General features: G+C 49.3%; 19 protein-coding genes. 16 read left to right on the forward strand and 3 right to left on the reverse strand.

What is annotated here, in order from left to right; translation table 11 throughout:
* Position 1: 1 nt before the first annotated feature.
* Positions 2 to 820 carry an ATP-binding cassette domain-containing protein gene (locus tag M0R33_RS13110; RefSeq protein ID WP_292569770.1) on the reverse strand — a complete coding sequence of 273 codons (819 nt, stop codon included), beginning with the start codon at positions 818 to 820 and terminating at the stop codon, positions 2 to 4.
* A gap of 137 nt (positions 821 to 957) precedes the next feature.
* Here M0R33_RS13110 and M0R33_RS13115 point away from each other — a divergent pair, with 137 nt between their 5' ends.
* From M0R33_RS13115 to M0R33_RS13180, 14 genes are all read left to right on the forward strand, one after another.
* Positions 958 to 1,938 carry a KpsF/GutQ family sugar-phosphate isomerase gene (locus tag M0R33_RS13115; RefSeq protein ID WP_292569772.1) on the forward strand — a complete coding sequence of 327 codons (981 nt, stop codon included), beginning with the start codon at positions 958 to 960 and terminating at the stop codon, positions 1,936 to 1,938.
* Between the two features lie 8 nt (positions 1,939 to 1,946).
* The gene (kdsC, locus tag M0R33_RS13120; RefSeq protein WP_292569775.1) at positions 1,947 to 2,480 is read left to right on the forward strand and encodes a 3-deoxy-manno-octulosonate-8-phosphatase KdsC; all 534 of its coding nucleotides are present in this window, start codon (positions 1,947 to 1,949) and stop codon (positions 2,478 to 2,480) included.
* Positions 2,477 to 3,043 (forward strand): LPS export ABC transporter periplasmic protein LptC, encoded by a 567-nt coding sequence (gene lptC / locus M0R33_RS13125; protein WP_292569778.1) that lies wholly within the window; start codon positions 2,477 to 2,479, stop codon positions 3,041 to 3,043. Before kdsC ends, lptC begins: the two co-directional genes overlap by 4 nt.
* Positions 3,030 to 3,530: a lipopolysaccharide transport periplasmic protein LptA gene (gene lptA / locus M0R33_RS13130; protein ID WP_292569781.1), complete on the forward strand. Its 501-nt coding sequence runs from the start codon at positions 3,030 to 3,032 to the stop codon at positions 3,528 to 3,530. The genes lptC and lptA overlap by 14 nt, the downstream gene beginning before the upstream one ends.
* Before the next feature lies 1 nt (position 3,531).
* Positions 3,532 to 4,257, forward strand: coding sequence for an LPS export ABC transporter ATP-binding protein (lptB, locus tag M0R33_RS13135; protein ID WP_292569784.1), 726 nt, complete (start codon positions 3,532 to 3,534; stop codon positions 4,255 to 4,257).
* Between the two features lie 13 nt (positions 4,258 to 4,270).
* Positions 4,271 to 5,707, forward strand: a complete 1,437-nt coding sequence (locus tag M0R33_RS13140; RefSeq protein ID WP_292569786.1) for an RNA polymerase factor sigma-54 — start codon at positions 4,271 to 4,273, stop codon at positions 5,705 to 5,707.
* Between the two features lie 41 nt (positions 5,708 to 5,748).
* Positions 5,749 to 6,039 carry a ribosome-associated translation inhibitor RaiA gene (gene raiA / locus M0R33_RS13145; protein WP_256614898.1) on the forward strand — a complete coding sequence of 97 codons (291 nt, stop codon included), beginning with the start codon at positions 5,749 to 5,751 and terminating at the stop codon, positions 6,037 to 6,039.
* A 53-nt stretch (positions 6,040 to 6,092) separates the two neighbouring features.
* A complete protein-coding gene (gene rapZ, locus M0R33_RS13150; protein WP_292569793.1) occupies positions 6,093 to 6,950 on the forward strand; it encodes an RNase adapter RapZ in 858 nt (285 codons plus the stop codon).
* A 37-nt stretch (positions 6,951 to 6,987) separates the two neighbouring features.
* Positions 6,988 to 8,343, forward strand: a complete 1,356-nt coding sequence (gene mgtE, locus M0R33_RS13155; RefSeq protein ID WP_292569796.1) for a magnesium transporter — start codon at positions 6,988 to 6,990, stop codon at positions 8,341 to 8,343.
* An 81-nt stretch (positions 8,344 to 8,424) separates the two neighbouring features.
* Entirely contained in the window at positions 8,425 to 9,165 is a 741-nt protein-coding gene (gene minC / locus M0R33_RS13160; protein ID WP_292569799.1) for a septum site-determining protein MinC, read from the forward strand.
* 21 nt (positions 9,166 to 9,186) lie between these two features.
* Positions 9,187 to 9,999, forward strand: coding sequence for a septum site-determining protein MinD (gene minD / locus M0R33_RS13165; RefSeq protein ID WP_292569802.1), 813 nt, complete (start codon positions 9,187 to 9,189; stop codon positions 9,997 to 9,999).
* Positions 9,999 to 10,253 (forward strand): cell division topological specificity factor MinE, encoded by a 255-nt coding sequence (gene minE, locus M0R33_RS13170; protein ID WP_256602763.1) that lies wholly within the window; start codon positions 9,999 to 10,001, stop codon positions 10,251 to 10,253. Before minD ends, minE begins: the two co-directional genes overlap by 1 nt.
* 79 nt (positions 10,254 to 10,332) lie before the next feature.
* Complete coding sequence (locus M0R33_RS13175) at positions 10,333 to 10,530, forward strand: winged helix-turn-helix domain-containing protein (RefSeq protein ID WP_292569808.1); 198 nt, start codon at positions 10,333 to 10,335, stop codon at positions 10,528 to 10,530.
* Positions 10,531 to 10,795: 265 nt separating this feature from the next.
* Complete coding sequence (locus M0R33_RS13180) at positions 10,796 to 13,576, forward strand: glycosyltransferase (protein WP_292569810.1); 2,781 nt, start codon at positions 10,796 to 10,798, stop codon at positions 13,574 to 13,576.
* A 77-nt stretch (positions 13,577 to 13,653) separates the two neighbouring features.
* On the opposite strand, the gene M0R33_RS13185 is transcribed toward M0R33_RS13180, so the two are convergent.
* The gene (locus tag M0R33_RS13185; protein ID WP_292569813.1) at positions 13,654 to 14,550 is read right to left on the reverse strand and encodes a phosphoribosylaminoimidazolesuccinocarboxamide synthase; all 897 of its coding nucleotides are present in this window, start codon (positions 14,548 to 14,550) and stop codon (positions 13,654 to 13,656) included.
* A gap of 162 nt (positions 14,551 to 14,712) precedes the next feature.
* Here M0R33_RS13185 and M0R33_RS13190 point away from each other — a divergent pair, with 162 nt between their 5' ends.
* Together M0R33_RS13190 and M0R33_RS13195 are read left to right on the forward strand one after the other, a co-directional pair.
* Positions 14,713 to 16,059: a type VI secretion system contractile sheath large subunit gene (locus M0R33_RS13190; protein ID WP_292569816.1), complete on the forward strand. Its 1,347-nt coding sequence runs from the start codon at positions 14,713 to 14,715 to the stop codon at positions 16,057 to 16,059.
* A gap of 427 nt (positions 16,060 to 16,486) precedes the next feature.
* Positions 16,487 to 16,843, forward strand: coding sequence for a TMEM175 family protein (locus M0R33_RS13195; protein WP_292569818.1), 357 nt, complete (start codon positions 16,487 to 16,489; stop codon positions 16,841 to 16,843).
* A gap of 468 nt (positions 16,844 to 17,311) precedes the next feature.
* On the opposite strand, the gene M0R33_RS13200 is transcribed toward M0R33_RS13195, so the two are convergent.
* The coding region (locus M0R33_RS13200; RefSeq protein WP_292569821.1) for a LysR family transcriptional regulator substrate-binding protein at positions 17,312 to 17,546 on the reverse strand (235 nt) is incomplete at its 5' end.

Genomic DNA, 17,546 nt, shown 5'->3' on the forward strand with positions numbered 1-17,546 from the left:
GTTATTTAGCGGTCAGCAAGTCGTCGAGGTAGTCATTGGCCGGGTAATGAAAATGTACCGGGCCATCGGCATCGCCGTTCATAAATTGTTTCACCCAGGCCGATTTCGAATCCGCCAGTTGTTGGGGTGAGCCTTGTCCGACGATTTTGCCTTCCGATAAGACGTAAATGTAGTCGGCAATGGCGGCCGTTTCGCGGACATCGTGAGAGACGATGATGCTGGTCAGGCCCAGGGTGTTATTCAGCGATTTTATCAGATGCACCAGCGCGCCCATGGAAATCGGATCTTGTCCTGTAAACGGTTCGTCGTACATGATCATCAAGGGGTCCAAGGCAATCGCGCGCGCCAGCGCCACTCGTCTGGCCATGCCGCCGGATAATTCATTGGCCATTAAATTGCGGGCACCGCGCAAACCGACCGCTTGTAATTTCATCAGTACTACCGTGCGGATCATGGCTTCCGGTAAATGGGTGTGTTCCCGCAACGGAAACGCCACATTATCGTACACATTCATGTCCGTCAGTAGTGCGCCGCTTTGAAACAGCATGCCCATGCGCTTGCGCAAGTTATATAAATCCTTGGTTTTCAATCGGTGAACATTTTGGCCGTCCACGTGAATTTGACCGGCATCCGGATAGAGTTGTCCGCCGATCAGCTTCAGCAAAGTGGTTTTGCCGGTGCCGCTGGGCCCCATGATGGCGGTGACTTTACCTCGCTGGATATTCAGGTTGATATCGTCGAAAATTATTCTCGTCCCGCGGGAAAAGCTGAGATTTTTGACGGTAACGATATGATTTGTTGAGCTTGCGCTATTGGGCATTTGCCGAGATTTCAAGATTTTTGGGATTGAAGTGGGCTATTTTGTATGAGGCATTAAGAATAAGTCAATGACTCAGGATGAAAAGGTCTGCAATAACATGCAATAATGGTTCCTTTTTTAACGTTTTTAATGAGAGCATGAAATTGGTGTGCGATGAGGATATTCAGGCCTTGGCGATAGCGGTTATTCAAACCGAGATGAAGGCCGTTGCCAAACTGGCTGAGCGCATCGACGAACGGTTTATTCGTGCCTGTCATTTACTGTTGAGCTGTAAGGGGCGAGTCGTGGTAACCGGAATGGGTAAATCCGGACATATCGCCGGAAAAATCGCCGCTACTTTGGCCAGCACCGGAACCCCGGCTTTTTTTGTGCATCCGGGCGAGGCCAGCCATGGCGATTTGGGTATGATCACCCGTCAGGATGTGGTATTGGCGTTGTCGAATTCCGGCGAAACCGAGGAAATTCTGACGATTTTGCCTATCATTAAGCGGCTGGGCGTACCGTTGATTGCCATGACCGGTAATGCCGAGTCGGCTTTGGCCAGGCTGGCAAGCGTGCATATCGATGTGGGGGTCGAGCAGGAAGCTTGTCCATTGGGTTTGGCGCCAACCTCCAGTACCACGGCCGCGCTGGTGATGGGCGATGCATTGGCTGTTTCCTTGCTGCAAAGCAAGGGCTTTACCCGGGACGATTTCGCCTTGTCTCATCCTGGCGGCAGTTTGGGCAGGCGGCTGTTATTGCAAGTCAGCGACATTATGCACCGCGATGCCGAAGTGCCCATGGTGAACGATTCCGTTTTAGTCAGTAAGGCCTTGCTGGAAATGACCGAGAAGAAGCTGGGTATGACCGCTGTGATCGATGAAACCCGGCGGGTGATGGGTATATTTACGGACGGCGATTTGCGGCGCATGCTGGAAAAAAATCTGGATGTACGCGTAACCCGGGTTGCCAATGTGATGACCCACCCCTGTACCGTGATTGCGAGCGACATGTTGGCCGCGGAAGCCATGCAGATTATGGAAACAAAAAAGATCAACGCCCTGCTGGTAGTTGACGAAAACCGGCGGTTGCAGGGTGCTTTGAATATGCATGATCTGCTGCGCGCCGGCATTATTTGAGTAAGCACATGCTGAACTTATCGCAAATACAACTGGAAAAAATCAAACGGCTAAAGTTGTTGATACTGGATGTCGACGGGGTTTTGACCGACGGACGTTTGTTTTTTGATGACAATGGTAAAGAATATAAATGCTTTCATGCCCGCGATGGCCACGGCATTAAGTTATTGCGGCAATCCGGCGTCGAGGTAGCGGTCATTTCCGGACGCAAATCGAATTCCGTGGCGTTACGCATGCGGACCCTCGGGGTCGATTTAGTGTATCAGGGTCATGAAAACAAACGGGCGGCCTTTGCCGAGATTCTGCAAAACCTGAACCTGCGTCCCGAGCAAGCGGCTCATGTCGGCGACGATGTGCTGGACTTGCCGATTATGCTCCAAGCCGGTTTCGCTGTAGCCGTTGCCGATGCAAACTTTGCCGTCAAGCAACGTGCAGACTGGTGCACGCTCACAGCGGGCGGATTGGGCGCGGTGCGCGAAGTATGCGACTTGATCATGCAGGTGCAGGGTACTTTTGATCGGATGTTGCAGAGCTATTTATGAACCTTTGGGATAAATACCAGCTGTTTATTTATGTAGCGGCGGCTGCTCTGCTGACTTGGTGGTTGCAGCAATTGTACGAACAGCGCGCCATCGAAATTAAAGTTGCGGAACATAGCCCCGATTTTTTTAGTTCGGGGTATTACAAAAAAGCAATGGGTTTGGACGGCTTGCCCAAAAGCGAATTGACGGCGGCAATCATGCGCCATTACAAAGCGGATGGTTCCACCCATCTGGAGCAGCCGGTGATGGTTTTGCATCATCCTAATGCCGCGCCGTGGGTGATCCAATCCGATAGCGGTATCATGGCGGCGGATGGGGATCACCTGCAGCTTAACGGCAAGGCCGTGATTAGTCGCGAGGCTTCTCAAGGCTCCTCGGCCTTGACAATCAATACTTCGGATTTGCGGGTTGAACTGTCAACCCACTTTGCGGAAACAACGGCTTGGGCGGATATCATTAGCCCACCCAATCAAACATCGGGCACCGGCATGGAAGTAACCTTTGTGAGTCCAATTCACTTGAAATTATTGTCCAAGGTTAAAGGGCGTTATGAAATTAAGTAAGTTTATCGGCTTGGGGCTATTACTGTCCGTGTGTCCGGCGTTCGGCTTGGAGACAGACTCAGAGCAGCCGGTGTATATCGATTCGGATAGCGCGATTTACGATGAAAAATCGCAGGTTAGTACCTATATAGGCAATGTGGTAGCCAAGCAGGGCAGTATTAGAATTGACGCCGATAAACTGGTGGTTTATCTGAAGGATGGCGATATTACCAAGCTGGTAGCAACCGGCAAGCCCTCGAAATTCGAACAGTTGCCGGCCGTGGGAAAAGAGAAAATGTATGGGGAAGGTTTGACCAACGAATTTTATCCGGACAAGAATTTGCTGATTTTTATGCAAAATGCGTCGGTTTGGCAGGGGGATGCCAAACAATCCAGCGACCATATCGAGTATGATACTAAAAACTCCTTGTTGAAGGCTGGCGAACCCCGTTCAGACGGTAAGCGCGTCCACTCCGTGATCAAACCCAAAGCAAAACCGGCTCAGTAATATGGCGCGATTAAGGGCGGAACAATTATTCAAGAGTTATAACCGACGCAACGTTGTCAACGGCGTGAGTTTGCTGGTCAATACCAGCGAGGTAGTCGGTCTGCTGGGGCCTAACGGCGCGGGTAAAACCACCAGTTTTTATATGCTGGTAGGGTTGATCAAGGCCGATGCCGGCGAAATATATCTGGATGATCAAGCTATCACGCATCACCCCATGCATAGGCGGGCCAGACTGGGTATAGGTTATTTGGCCCAGGAAGCATCCGTGTTCCGTAAATTGAGCGTGGCGGATAACTTAAGGGCCGTATTGCAGATTCGCGACGACCTGACCGATGGCCAGATCGAATTGATGATCGATGAGCTGCTGGGTGAATTTGGGATTAGCCATTTACGAAATCAACAAGCCTTGGGGCTATCGGGTGGGGAACGTCGGCGGGTTGAAATCGCCAGGGCATTAGCTTCGGAGCCGCAATTTATTTTGCTGGATGAGCCGTTTGCCGGGGTCGACCCGATTTCGGTGCTGGAATTGCAAAAAATAATTGCCCAATTGAAGGATCGGGGCATCGGCATATTGATTACCGAGCATAAAGTTCGGGAAACGCTTGAAATATGCGACCGGGCCTACATCCTGAATGCGGGACAGGTGATTGCCGAGGGGGCCTCGCGGCAATTGGTTGAAAATGAGGAAGTCCGCCGCGTATATTTGGGCGACACATTTAGCTTATAGAGATCGAGTAGTTATGAAGCAATCTTTACAGCTCAGAATTGGTCAGAGCCTGACAATGACGCCGCAATTGCAACAGGCGATTAAATTGTTGCAGATGTCGACTTTGGACCTTCAGCAGGAAATTCAACAGGCGTTGGAATCCAATATGATGCTGGAAGTTGAAGAGGACGATTTACCTACCCTGGAATACAACGAAAAGAAAACTGAAAATAGCGATCAGGTCACCAGCGAAGGCTCGCAAACCGATATGCCGGATGAACTGCCTGTCGATGTCAGCTGGGATGATGTATATGAAAGCGCCTTGCCGGCGGGAGACGATTCGTCCGAAAGCGTCGAATTTGAAACCTTTCGCGGTAAAGCCCAAACGCTTCAGGATCATTTGATCTGGCAGTTGGAATTGACCCATGTGTCCGAGCGCGATTATGCCATTGCCGTTGGGATTGTCGACGCTATTAATGACGACGGGTATATCGCCACGGATTTGAATGACATATACCAAGGGCTGTTGGAGCAGTTGGACGATTTGGAAATGGATGAAGTGCAGGCGGTTTTGCACATGATCCAGAATTTCGATCCGGTCGGCGTGGGTGCGCTGGATTTGGCGGATTGCTTGCGCCTGCAAGTGTTGCAATTGCCAGCGGATACGCCTTTCAAGGCCGATACCTTGGATTTCGTGTCCCGGCATTTAGAATTGTTGGCTACTTGCGATCAGGCCCGCCTGATGAAACGGGTCGGCTTCAGCGAAGAACAATTGAAAGGTGTCTTGGCATTGATCAGGAGTCTGGACCCCAAGCCCGGCGCACGCCTTCAGGACATGGATGTGGAGTACGTGGTACCGGATGTGTTCGTACACAAGGTCAAGGATCAATGGCTGGTCACGCTCAATCCTGATATCGCCCCCAGACTTCGCATTAATCCGTTCTACTCGGGCATGATCAAGCGGGCCGATAACAGCCAGGACAACGTCAGCATGAAAAACCATATGCAAGAGGCGCGTTGGTTTATCAAAAGTCTGCACAGCCGCAACGATACGCTCCTAAGAGTGGCCAAAAGTATCGTGGAAAAGCAGGGCGAATTTTTCGAGCATGGCCCGATTGCCATGAAAGCCATGGTGCTTAGGGATATTGCCGAAGAACTGGAGTTGCACGAATCCACCATTTCCAGGGTTACCACGCAAAAATATATGCACACTCCGCAAGGGGTGATTGAATTTAAATACTTCTTCTCCAGTCATGTCAGTACTGAAGGAGGAGGCGAGTGCTCGGCCACGGCGATCAGAGCACTGATAAAAGAGTTGGTGGGTAATGAAAACCCGGCCAAACCATTAAGTGATAGTAAAATATCCGACTTATTGAATGAGAAAGGCATTAATGTCGCGCGTCGCACCATTGCAAAATACCGCGAAGCCATGTCGATTCCTTCCACCAGCCAGCGGAAAAGGCTAATTTAAATCTTACGGGAAGCACATTTTTTATAAACAGGAGTATTTCCATGCAAGTCAGTATCACAGGTCACCACGTAGAAGTTACCGAGGCATTAAGAGCCCATGTGGAAGACAAAATCAGTAAATTAAAACGTCATTTCGATAACGTGGTCGATGTTCACGTTATTTTGACAGTCGAAAAACTAGAACAAAAAGCCGAGGCTACTGTACAAATCAGCGGCGCAAAACTGTATGCCGACGATACCCAAGAAGATATGTATGTCGCTATCGACAACATGGTCGACAAATTGGATAGACAGATTGTCAAACACAAAGAAAAATTACAAAATCATCGTTAATTACTGAACTACAAGGGCAGGGCGAAGTTCGGCTTCGCCCTGTTGAACAAATTATGAAATTGGTCATTATCAGCGGGATATCGGGCTCCGGAAAAAGCATCGCTCTGGATACACTAGAGGACTGTGGATATTATTGCATCGATAATTTGCCGGTCGTCTTGCTGCAGGATTTTATTGACCATGTGATGCTGGAGGATAGAGAAACCTATCAAAAAACCGCCATCGGCATCGATGCCCGCAATCAGGCCGAGCACTTGGCGGATTTTCCGACTAATTTGAAGATTATTCGCGACAAAGGTATTGAGTGCGAAGTGGTTTATATGCATGCCGAGGAGAATATTATCCTCAAGCGGTATAGCGAAACCCGCCGCAGACATCCGCTTACCACGGCCAACAGACCCTTGCGGGAAGCTTTGGAAATTGAACAGGAAGTGTTACGGCCGCTTGCGGTAAATGCCGATATTATCATCGATACCAGCTATACCTTGTATCACCAGTTAAGGGATTTACTGAAAAACCGTCTGAGTGAAAAAGGAAAGGGCAGCTTATCGATTTTGTTTCAGTCTTTTGGGTTTAAATACGGTATTCCGCTCGATGCGGACTTTGTTTTTGATGCCCGCAGCTTACCCAATCCTTACTGGGTAGCGGAATTGCGCGGACATAACGGACGGGACCAGCCGGTAATCGATTTTTTACAAGGGGAAGCCATAGTCCAAGAATTTTTACGGGATATTAGCCAATTTATTGAGCGTTGGGCGCCGCGCTTCGAGTCCGATAACCGAAGTTATTTGACTATTGCCATTGGATGTACGGGCGGGCAGCACCGTTCGGTTTTTTTGGTCGAGGCGCTGAGCCGATATTTTAAAGACAAGATTCCGAATGTGATCGTCAGGCATCGCGAGCTGCGCTAAATCCTAACATGAAGCCCTTAAAATAAACATTTCTACTATGTCATCATTACCGATAGAAAATAGTAAACAGCTGCTGAATAGAGTTGGCAAAATTCTGGAAAAAGGCTCCCAGATTGAAATCAGAAATCTGGTGCACTCGCTATATCCCGCCGAAACCGCCCATATTCTCGAGGCATTGGAGCCGGAACAGCGCGCTAAAATTTGGTTGGTGATTCCTCCCAGCGTGATGGGGGAGATACTGGTTGAGGTCAATGTGGACGTAGGCAGCAGCTTGCTGAAAATCACCGACCGCAAAGACCTGATTGCCGCCTGCGAGAATATGGGCTCTGACAGTATGGTCGACCTGCTGCATGTGCTGCCCGAGCCTTTGCTGTCGCAAGTCATTGAAACCATCGGCGCGCAAAATCGCAGCCGGTTCGAAAAAACCCTGCGTTATGCCGAACACACTGCTGGCGGCTTGATGTCTCAGGATGTGCTCACGGTACGTTCCGATGTGACATTGGATGTGGTGGCGCGCTATTTAAGAAAGCGCGGTAAAATTCCGACAGGCACCGAAAGTTTAATTGTGGTTGATCGGACCGAGCAGTTCCAGGGAATTTTGCCTTTAAGTCAGTTTCTGGCCAGCGATCCGCATAGCAAAGTGGCCGATGTGATGGATAGCCGAGGTATTGCCGTTATATACAGTATGCCCAGTCGCGATGTGGTGAGGTTGTTTGAGCAGCGCAATCTATTGTCCATGCCGGTGGTTGCGGACGACGGGAAGGTGATAGGACGGATCACAATAGACGATATCGTCGATGTTATTCGCGAGGAAGCGGATCACTCCTTGATGGGCATGGCCGGTTTGACCGAAGAACACGATATGTTTTCACCGGTAATGACCAGCGCCAAGCGACGCGCCGTCTGGTTGGGTATTAATTTGTTGACCGCCTTTTTGGCGGCATGGGTCATCGATTTATTTGAAGATACCATTCAGCAGATAGTGGCATTGGCGGTATTGATGCCAATAGTTGCCAGTATGGGCGGTATTGCCGGCAGCCAGACGCTGACCCTGGTGATTCGGGGTTTGGCCCTGCAGCAAGTGTCTGCCGGTAATACCTGGAGTCTTTTGATAAAAGAAGTGTCGGTTGGCTTGGTGAACGGTTTGATTTGGTCGGTCGTGGTGGCCAGTATAGCCGGGTTCTGGTTCCATAATATGCATCTCGGTTTATTGCTGGGGTCGGCCATGATGATAAATTTGGTGTGCGCCGCCTTGTCGGGGGTAACCATTCCCGTGGTATTGGATCGATTGGGCATCGATCCGGCCTTGGCGGGCGGGGTATTACTGACCACAGTGACTGACGTGGTTGGGTTTATGGCATTTCTGGGTTTGGCTACCCTGTTCTTGCTCTAAGTCACACTGTGCTTTTTCCGGTGGATGATGATAGTATTTCATTCCATTCCATACAAATAGCTGATTCTCTTTAATAACTCTATGTCAACCAGTTCTCCTACTTTGCAAAAAGCAGCTTTAGAGTTTAAAAGTACCTCGCTGACGGTGCCGGTATTGCTGTTGGCGAGTAATGACGAGCTGAATATCGAACAACAACTGCAGGAAAAAATCGCGCAGGCACCGGAGTTTTTTAAAAACTCTCCCTTGCTTATCGATTTGCAAAAGTTAAATGGCTTGGGCCTGGATATGGACTTGCAATCCCTGATTAAGCTGGTGCGCGATTTGGAATTTATGCCTATCGGTATCCGCGGCGGCAACGAACAGCAAAATCAAGCCGCCTTGGCCATGAATTTACCGGTGCATTCCATGCATGGCGGCAATGTGCCTATGACGAGTAAGCCGACCGCAAAAACATTGGTCGTGCCTGAAGTGGAAGAAATCAAACCGCCCGAGCAGACGTTCGAAAACAAGGTAGTGACTCAGCCGATTCGTTCCGGGCAGCGCGTCTATGCCAAAGGTGACTTGATCGTAACCGCTACCGTGAGTGCGGGTGCCGAGATCATGGCGGAAGGTAATATTCATGTTTATGGTTCCTTGCGCGGTCGAGCTCTGGCGGGCGTGTTGGGCGACAGCAATAGCCGGATTTTCTGCTCTGATTTGCAGGCGGAGTTGATTTCAATAGCCGGTATTTATCAACTCAGCGACGATATAAGTCCGGAAATAGCACACAAACCTGTTCAGATCAGTCTGGATGACCAGACCCTAATTATTAAAGATATTTAAGCTTTTCTCGGAGGAATAACATTGGCCAGAATTATCGTCGTAACGTCAGGAAAAGGTGGTGTGGGTAAGACCACAACCAGTGCGGCAATCGCAATGGGCCTGGCAAAAAGAGGCCATAAAACCGCGGTTATCGATTTTGATGTGGGTTTGCGCAACCTGGATTTGATCATGGGCTGCGAACGCAGGGTGGTTTATGATTTGGTCAATGTCATCAATAACGAAGCGAGCTTGAATCAGGCCTTGATTAGGGACAAGCGCTGCGATCAACTTTATATCCTGCCTGCCTCGCAAACCCGTGACAAGGACGCCTTGACCACCGAAGGCGTGGGTAAGATTCTTGAGGAATTGGCAAAAGAGTTTAAATACATCGTCTGCGATTCGCCGGCAGGGATAGAGCGGGGCGCTACTCTGGCGATGTACTTTGCCGATGATGCATTTGTGGTAACCAATCCTGAAGTGTCTTCGGTGCGCGATTCCGATCGGATGCTGGGTATTTTGTCCAGTAAGTCGCGCCGGGCGGAAAAAGGCGAAGAACCCATCAAGGAATATTTGCTGTTGTCGCGCTATTCACCCGATCGCGTGAAACTGGGCGAAATGTTGAGCGTGGAAGATGTGCAGGAAATTTTATCGCTGCATTTGTTGGGTGTGATTCCTGAATCAAAATCGGTGTTGAATGCTTCAAATTCGGGTACCCCTGTCATCCTGGATGAACAAAGCGATGCCGGTCAAGCCTATCAGGACATCGTGGCCCGGTATTTAGGGGAAGATAAACCCCATCGTTTCATTGAGGAAGAGAAGAAAGGCTTGTTTAGCAAGCTTTTAGGGAGAAAGTAATGAGTCTCTTGGATTATTTCAGATCATCGAAACCGAGTAGCGCCTCGCTGGCAAAAGAACGGTTACAAATTCTGGTTGCCCATGAGCGATCTTCACGCAATCAGCCTTCGTATTTGCCTCAATTGCAGCAAGAACTACTGGCGGTTATTCGTAAATATGTCAACGTCGGTCAGGATGCCATTACGGTTAATTTTGAACAGGATGGCAATCAAGAAACCCTGGAATTAAATATTGTGCTACCCGACGATCGTTAAGGATTTTCGGTACAATAAAGTTCGCATGTGTGAGCCGCGAGGCCAAAATGGTTTTTTTGTTGAAATGTGAGGTGTTGAAATGAGAGATGTAATTGGTGATGCGGCTGGTAAAATTTGGCACTATCTTAATGAAAATGGTGATGCCAGTGTCTCTAAAGTCACAACGGAAACCGGTCTGGGTAAAAACGAAGTCCAGCGCGCGGTCGGTTGGCTGTTGAAAGAAGATAAACTGAATATCGAAACAATCGGACGTGCGGAAACGCTGTCCCTGAAATAAATTTATTGCTACGGGCCCTGCATTAAGCCTGGCCTAAGCAGAACTAATCAAACTAAGAGGTTGTTTGGTTTGATAGATGTTCTACTTAGGCTTGGTTTAGCAGGGTTTTTTTTGCGCCGATATTGGGAATAACCACTAGTCATTCAAAACCGGACTACACTGTATCTGCAAAAAACATTGCATTCCAATTGTTAGTAAGCAAGGAATCCAAAAGCATAATTTTTACTGATTCCCCCTTTTTTTAGTTTGGAGTTTTCTGCTCGAAATGAAAGCCAAAATCGCTACCTTATTTACGTTAATCGTTCTGGTTGTTGTCAACTTCGCCATCTGGACTTACATCAACAACCCGTTGCAACTGCCGTCCTGGAACAGCACCATGATGGGGGTCACCTACAACGGCACACGCCGCGACTTTGATCCTAAACAGAAAAATTACCCAACGCGCGAACAGGTTCAAAGTGATTTGGAACTATTAGCAGATAAGGTGCATTCAATCAGAACTTACACCTCGATTGAAGGCATGGAAGTCGTGCCTGAATTGGCCGCCAAAAATGGTATGAATTTGGCCATGGGGGCGTGGATAGATTTGTTCGACGACGACGCCACGGAACAGGATAAGCAGGCGATCGAAGAAAAAAACCGCCGCGATATTGAAAGTCTGATTAACTTAAGTAACCAGTATCCTAAAGCGATAGTTCGCACTCTGGTGGGTAATGAATCCTTACTGAGGGCACGATCCAAACTAGCTGGTCCGGTCGCCAACCAGATCAGAGAACAGTACAAAGATCAGTTGAGCCCGCAGGAACTCGACGACAAGATTGAGGCCGAGGTTAAGCTCAAAGTAGCTGAAAAAGCCGAACAGTTGATAGCGTATATTCGCGAAGTAAAAAAACGCACCTGGAAGCCGGTCAGTACTTCCGAGACTTGGGATATATGGGTTGCTAATCCTGCCTTGGCGGCGGAAGTGGATTATATCGGTGTCCACGTCCTGCCTTATTGGGAAGGGGTGCCGGTCGACCTGCCGGAGGGCGCCAAAGGCGAAGCGGCAGTCGATTATGTGTTCAAACGTTATTACGAACTGAAACAGCTGTATCCCAATAAGCCCATCGTGATTACTGAAGCGGGTTGGCCTTCCGACGGTCCACCGCAAAGAAACGCAACCGCCTCGCTGATCAACGAAGCCAAGTTTTTGCGGGCATTCCTGAATCGGGCCACTGCGGAACACATTATTTACTATATTATCGAGGCGTTTGACCAGCCCTGGAAAATTCAACTCGAAGGTACGGCAGGTGCTTACTGGGGCTTGTTCAACGCCGATCGCCAACCGAAATTTCCGATGGAAGGCGAGGTGGTCGCTAACCCAATGTGGCGCAACTTTGCCACCGGCGCTGCGGTACTCAGCTTTATTTTGATGGCGGCATTTTTGTTTACCCGCAAACGCCTGAAATTGGCGGGTAAGTTTTTGTTCGGCATCATGGCCAACTTGGCGGCTTCGGTGCTGTTTTGGTCGGCCTCTATCGCCGCCTCGCAATATCAAACCGGTTTTTCGGTGGTATTTTGGAGCATCTTATTGATGATGCAGGCCATGGCGATCCTGGTATTGTTGACGGAAAGCCTGGAATTGGCGGAAGTCTTGTGGCACCGCAAGGGGCGACGCACATTTTCGCCGTTGACGCCAAACGCCGATTTCAAGTATCCCAAAGTCTCCATTCATTTGCCGATTCATAACGAACCGCCGGAAATGGTGCGTAAGACCCTGAACGCCCTGGCTAAAGTGGATTATCCGAACTATGAAGTATTGGTGATGGATAACAACACCAAGGATCCGGCGGTATGGCAACCCGTGCAGGCCGATTGCGATCGGCTGGGGGCTCAATTCCGTTTTTTCCACCTGGATAACTGGCCAGGCTTCAAGGCGGGCGCGATTAACTACGCCATGGAAAATACCGCCGAAGACGCTGAGATTATCGCCGTCATCGATAGCGACTACATCCTGTCGCCGGATTGGCTGAAATCGATGGTGCCGTATTTCGATCAGGAGAACGTCGGTTTCGTACAATCGCCGCAAGATTATCGAGATGCCCATCAAAGCACCTTCAAAGACATGTGCTATTGGGAGTATGCCGGTTTCTTCAATATCGGTATGGTGCAACGTAACGAATACAATGCCATTATCCAGCACGGTACCATGACCATGGTGCGTAAATCGGCTTTCGATAAAGTCGGCGCCTGGGGGGAGTGGTGTATTTGCGAGGATAGCGAATTGGGTTTGCGTTTATACGAAGCCGGCTATGATTCGGTGTACTGCAAGGAGTCGTTCGGGCGCGGCTTGATGCCTGACACCTTCTCCGGCTATATGACGCAACGTTTCCGCTGGGTATATGGCGCCATGCAAATTATTAAAAAGCATTGGCGGCACTTTTTGCCGAACAAAAAGTCAGCACTGACCTCCGCGCAACGTTACTATTTCGTGGCGGGTTGGCTGCCCTGGTTTTCGGATGCCTTGGCGCTATTGTTTACCGGCGCCAGCTTGATTTTGACCAGCCTGTTGGTACTCAATCCGCTGCATAGCGAATTGCCGATCGATGCGTTCTTACTGCCCACCATCGGCTTGTTCGTGTTTAAAGTGGGGCGCGGCTTGTGGTTGTATAAGGCGCGGGTTGCCTGTTCGACGTTGCAGGCGTTGGGTGCCGCGTTGGCCGGTCTATCCTTGACTCACACGGTGGCGCGCGGCACCTTACAAGGTTTGTTCACGTCCGGCAAACCCTTCATGCGCACGCCAAAATACGAAGCACAGGGGCCGTTGATTGCCGGATTGCTGGTGATCTGGCAGGAAATTCTGCTGTTGAGCTTATTGATCGCAGCCATAGTGGCGATGCGTATGGAACCACAATTCGATAACACCAGCGGGCGTCTGTGGATTGCCGTACTGACTGTACAGGCCGTGCCGTATCTGGCCACTTTATTGACCATCTTGATCAGCGTGGCGCCGAGTTACCTGCCGGGTAGTAAAGTTGCTGCCGAAGAGCTGGATGCGGATAGCTGATTGACAACGTCTTGAGCTAAAAAAGCCCGCCTTGACGAATAGCCAAGGCGGGCTTTTTGTTGGGCCGGAATAAACGTTTAGTGGCCGATCAATTTCTGTTGGGCCTCAAGATACTTCTCCGCGCATTTTCGGGAAACGTCGGCCGGTAGTTTGGGGCCGGGGGCGGTTTTGTTCCAATCCAGGGTTTCGAGATAATCGCGCAAGTACTGTTTATCGAAGCTGGGCGGGCTGATGCCTACTTGGTACTGTTCAACCGGCCAAAAGCGTGAGGAATCGGGAGTCAGCGCTTCGTCGATCAGATACAAAGTACCGCTGTCGTCCAGGCCGAATTCGAATTTGGTATCCGCGATGATGATGCCGCGTTCACGCGCATATTCGGCTGCCCAGGTATACAGTTTGATGCTGACATCGCGGACTTGTTCGGCAATCGCTTGGCCCATCAGGGCGACGGTGTCGGTAAAACTGATGTTTTCGTCGTGTACCCCCGCTTCGGCCTTGCTGGATGGGGTATAGATCGGCTCGGGTAATTGCTGAGCCTGTTGCAGGCCGGCGGGCAGGTTGATGCCACATACCGCGCCGCTGACCAGATAATCCTTCCAGCCGGAACCGATCAAATAGCCGCGCACGATCGCTTCAACCGGCAGCGGTTTCAAGCGCTTGACGATAATCGCCCTGCCTTCCACTTGTTGCCTTAAGGCAGTATCCGGAATAACCTGTTCCAGACTCAAGTCGTTGGCTAAATGGTTGGGGATGATGCCGCGCATTTTCTCAAACCAAAAATTGGATACCTCAGTCAATACTTGACCTTTGCCGGGAATGGGGTCCGGCATGATGACATCGAATGCCGACATGCGGTCGGTGGTGACGATCAACAAATGGCTGGCGTCTATTTCATACATGTCGCGAACTTTGCCGCGGCCTAGTAGTTTTAAGTGCGGAAGAGAGGATTCGTAAAGTGCGGCAGGAGCATTCATGGGCTGCGAAGACCTGTAAATTAAATAAAGGCGGATTTTATCATTAACGGATAAGCCGGACACAAAGGCTTGGCCTTATGTTTATAAATTCGTCTGCTATGCTTGTTGCCGAGTGTAGGCTTTGTTACTGTCTATCAAAAATGGAAAACCAGAGGAGATATGATGTCCGGCAGAATCGATTTTAGTATTGATTTTAACAAGCCCGGCGGCGCGCAAACCCGCCAGCAGGCTCAAGCTTACCGGTTTTATATTTTGGGTGATTTTTCCGGGGTTAGTGATAAGCCCTGGGAACAACGAAAAATGCGCGCTATCGATAACGATAGTTTCGATCAGGTTATGGCCGATATACAGCCTGTGTTCCAGCTAGATAGCCATTTGCAGTTACACTTTGAAGCGATGGAAGATTTTCATCCGGATGCCTGGTTGGACAAAGTAAAACTCATTGCGGATTTGCGGGTGTTAAAACAGCAGCTGAGCAATCCTGTCACGGCCGCGCAAGCCGCCGCGAAAATTCAAGCCTTTTTCCCGTCGGAGCAGGCGAATGTCGAGCCGGATGCGGTAACGGAAAGTCAGGATGATATGTTAGAGCGTCTTTTGGGTAAAAAAACCGAAAAGACAGACGATGAGACAGACACGGTCGAGCGTCTGCTTAAGCAAATGGTAACGCCTTTTGTTACCAAAAATACGGAGCCGCAGTATCAACATTGGCTTGATGTGATCGATGCGGCCATCAGCCAATGCTTGCGCGCAGTCCTGCGTAGTCCGAACTTTCAAGGTCTGGAAGCGCTATGGCGAGCCACTCAAATGCTGGTGAATGAAGAATTTGCCGACGGACATGGTTTTTATCTGCTGGACATTAGCCAGGCTGAATTAAGGATGGAACAAAAAAACGGCAGCTCAGCGCTGGCTGGGAAATTATTGCAGCATATTCAAAAGGAGGATGGCGAGCAGGAGGTCATGCTAATCGGACATTTCCGTTTTTCCGATAGCTCCGAGGACACTGAATTATTATCCTATTGCGGCAGTCTGGCCCAACAGTGCGGCGGCTATTTCTTAACGGATGCCGATCAAGGTTTTATTCAGCAGACGCTGAACGCCGAGCCCGCAGCGCGCATAAATTTCAGCGCGGAGCGGCTGCTATTGGCCTATCCCCGTTATTTGCTACGGCTACCGTACGGGCAAAAACGCGACCCTATCGATGCGTTTGAATTTGAAGAGTGTTCGGCGATACCTGGGGCAGATGAGTTGTTGTGGGGCTGCGCGTCCATGATATTGGCGCGCGGGCTGATCAGAACCTCACAAGAATACACCACTAGCGAAGTCTTGTTTTTCAGCGAAATTCCGGCCTTTAGTTTCGAGGCGGAAGGTGAGCCGGTCTTGCAGCCGGCAACGGAAGCGGTGTTGACCGAAGCGCAAGCAAATGAGCTATTTACGCTAGGTATCATGCCATTGATTAGCTATAGGCAACGTCGCGGTGTTAGTTTACTGGGGCTTATCCCCCTGTCGTAGCTAGTGCTAAACCGATCTGGTTGTGCTTAAACTCGAAACCGGGGTTGAATGGTCGAATTCGACCCAAACTTGACGGTCGCACTTCTCCAAACCAGTCAGTCAGCTAAATCCAGCGCCTGGGAACTGGAGATCTACAAAGCGGCCATTGGCGACCGCATCCAACGGCCAATTTTGCGACATCCACATATAGAGGGTGCCTACCAATATCGAGCCCTCGCCATTTCGGCAAACACAGAGTGAGAAATCAATAAACACCTTTCCTTCGGTTTTACTTACACCCATTTTTTGCGGGACAAGTGATTACTGAAGGTGGACATGATAGCGATTATGTAAGAACCCAATTGAATTTTGTATTTTAAAAAACAGTGCGTAACCATAGGCTGTAATAATAGCTACCCATCACTACAGTACGTTAACGAGGTAAGACATGGGTAAAGGTCGGCTGGAGGCATTCAGTGATGGGGTACTGGCCATCATTATCACCATCATGGTATTGGAATTGAAAGTACCCCATACTGCGGACATCAATGCGCTGATTCCTTTGATTCCTGTGCTTTTAAGCTATGTGTTGAGCTTCGTCTATGTAGGCATTTACTGGAATAACCATCACCATCTACTGCAAACATGCCAAAAAGTCACTGGTTCGATACTGTGGGCAAACCTGCATTTATTGTTCTGGTTATCGTTATTTCCGTTCACAACTGCCTGGATGGGGGAAAATCACTTTGCGGCTATACCAACGATGGCTTACGGAGTGGTTCTATTGATGGCAGCAATCGCTTAAATATTATTACAATACCTCATCATCGTTTCACAAGGGACAAATTCGCTATTAAAAAGAGCTGTCGGTAGCGACTGGAAGGGTAAATCCTCACCATTGATTTACTTAATAGCGACACTAAGCACGTTTTGGTCGCCATGGTTAGCTCAAGGGCTTTATGTGCTGGTCGCATTGCTATGGTTAGTGCCAGATCGACGTATTGAGAACGTGATGTCTGAATATTAAAAGGATTTTTGATTTGCCAAGCAAAAACTGGGCTTTTCGTTGTAACCTTCAACAATAAATTGAGTTGGTGAAGGTCTGCTATTGAGAAACATGTATGGCGGCTTTCTGGCCGATTGGTTCAACACCAATTAAAGCAATGGCTTGCGCGTCAATTTTTCTTGAAAAACTGCAATAATCAGAGGTTTCCTAACCCCTATAAACGCCATAATCGGACTTTTGATTTAGTTTTGCCTAACCTGTGATTTTTTAAAAACCTATCCGCAGACTTTTCAATACTTCTGCCACTTCGGGTTTTGCGGCCGATGTGGGCGGGAATATAGCGCAGATGGTGCGACGAATTTCCGGATCTGACAGATAACGAACTCGAATCTGATCTGCATTTTTGGTGATGGTGAATTCCGGCATTAGCGCAACACCGATTCCGGCGCGTACCATACTCAGTATCCACTCTTCGCTATTACTTCTATAGGCAGCATAAAGA

This window comes from Methylomonas sp. (genome assembly GCF_023228165.1).
Taxonomy (GTDB): domain Bacteria; phylum Pseudomonadota; class Gammaproteobacteria; order Methylococcales; family Methylomonadaceae; genus Methylomonas.

Excerpts from the sequence above, each read along its gene's own strand:
- raiA (WP_256614898.1), top strand. The coding sequence starts at position 5,749 with ATGCAAGTCAGTATCACAGGTCACCACGTAGAAGTTACCGAGGCATTA.
- M0R33_RS13190 (WP_292569816.1), top strand. The coding sequence starts at position 14,713 with ATGTCCGGCAGAATCGATTTTAGTATTGATTTTAACAAGCCCGGCGGC.
- M0R33_RS13140 (WP_292569786.1), top strand. The coding sequence starts at position 4,271 with ATGAAGCAATCTTTACAGCTCAGAATTGGTCAGAGCCTGACAATGACG.
- minC (WP_292569799.1), top strand. The coding sequence starts at position 8,425 with ATGTCAACCAGTTCTCCTACTTTGCAAAAAGCAGCTTTAGAGTTTAAA.
- kdsC (WP_292569775.1), top strand. The coding sequence starts at position 1,947 with ATGCTGAACTTATCGCAAATACAACTGGAAAAAATCAAACGGCTAAAG.
- lptC (WP_292569778.1), top strand. The coding sequence starts at position 2,477 with ATGAACCTTTGGGATAAATACCAGCTGTTTATTTATGTAGCGGCGGCT.
- M0R33_RS13195 (WP_292569818.1), top strand. The coding sequence starts at position 16,487 with ATGGGTAAAGGTCGGCTGGAGGCATTCAGTGATGGGGTACTGGCCATC.
- mgtE (WP_292569796.1), top strand. The coding sequence starts at position 6,988 with ATGTCATCATTACCGATAGAAAATAGTAAACAGCTGCTGAATAGAGTT.
- lptA (WP_292569781.1), top strand. The coding sequence starts at position 3,030 with ATGAAATTAAGTAAGTTTATCGGCTTGGGGCTATTACTGTCCGTGTGT.
- minE (WP_256602763.1), top strand. The coding sequence starts at position 9,999 with ATGAGTCTCTTGGATTATTTCAGATCATCGAAACCGAGTAGCGCCTCG.
- M0R33_RS13110 (WP_292569770.1), bottom strand. The coding sequence starts at position 820 with ATGCCCAATAGCGCAAGCTCAACAAATCATATCGTTACCGTCAAAAAT.
- M0R33_RS13180 (WP_292569810.1), top strand. The coding sequence starts at position 10,796 with ATGAAAGCCAAAATCGCTACCTTATTTACGTTAATCGTTCTGGTTGTT.
- M0R33_RS13115 (WP_292569772.1), top strand. The coding sequence starts at position 958 with ATGAAATTGGTGTGCGATGAGGATATTCAGGCCTTGGCGATAGCGGTT.
- lptB (WP_292569784.1), top strand. The coding sequence starts at position 3,532 with ATGGCGCGATTAAGGGCGGAACAATTATTCAAGAGTTATAACCGACGC.
- M0R33_RS13185 (WP_292569813.1), bottom strand. The coding sequence starts at position 14,550 with ATGAATGCTCCTGCCGCACTTTACGAATCCTCTCTTCCGCACTTAAAA.
- M0R33_RS13175 (WP_292569808.1), top strand. The coding sequence starts at position 10,333 with ATGAGAGATGTAATTGGTGATGCGGCTGGTAAAATTTGGCACTATCTT.
- rapZ (WP_292569793.1), top strand. The coding sequence starts at position 6,093 with ATGAAATTGGTCATTATCAGCGGGATATCGGGCTCCGGAAAAAGCATC.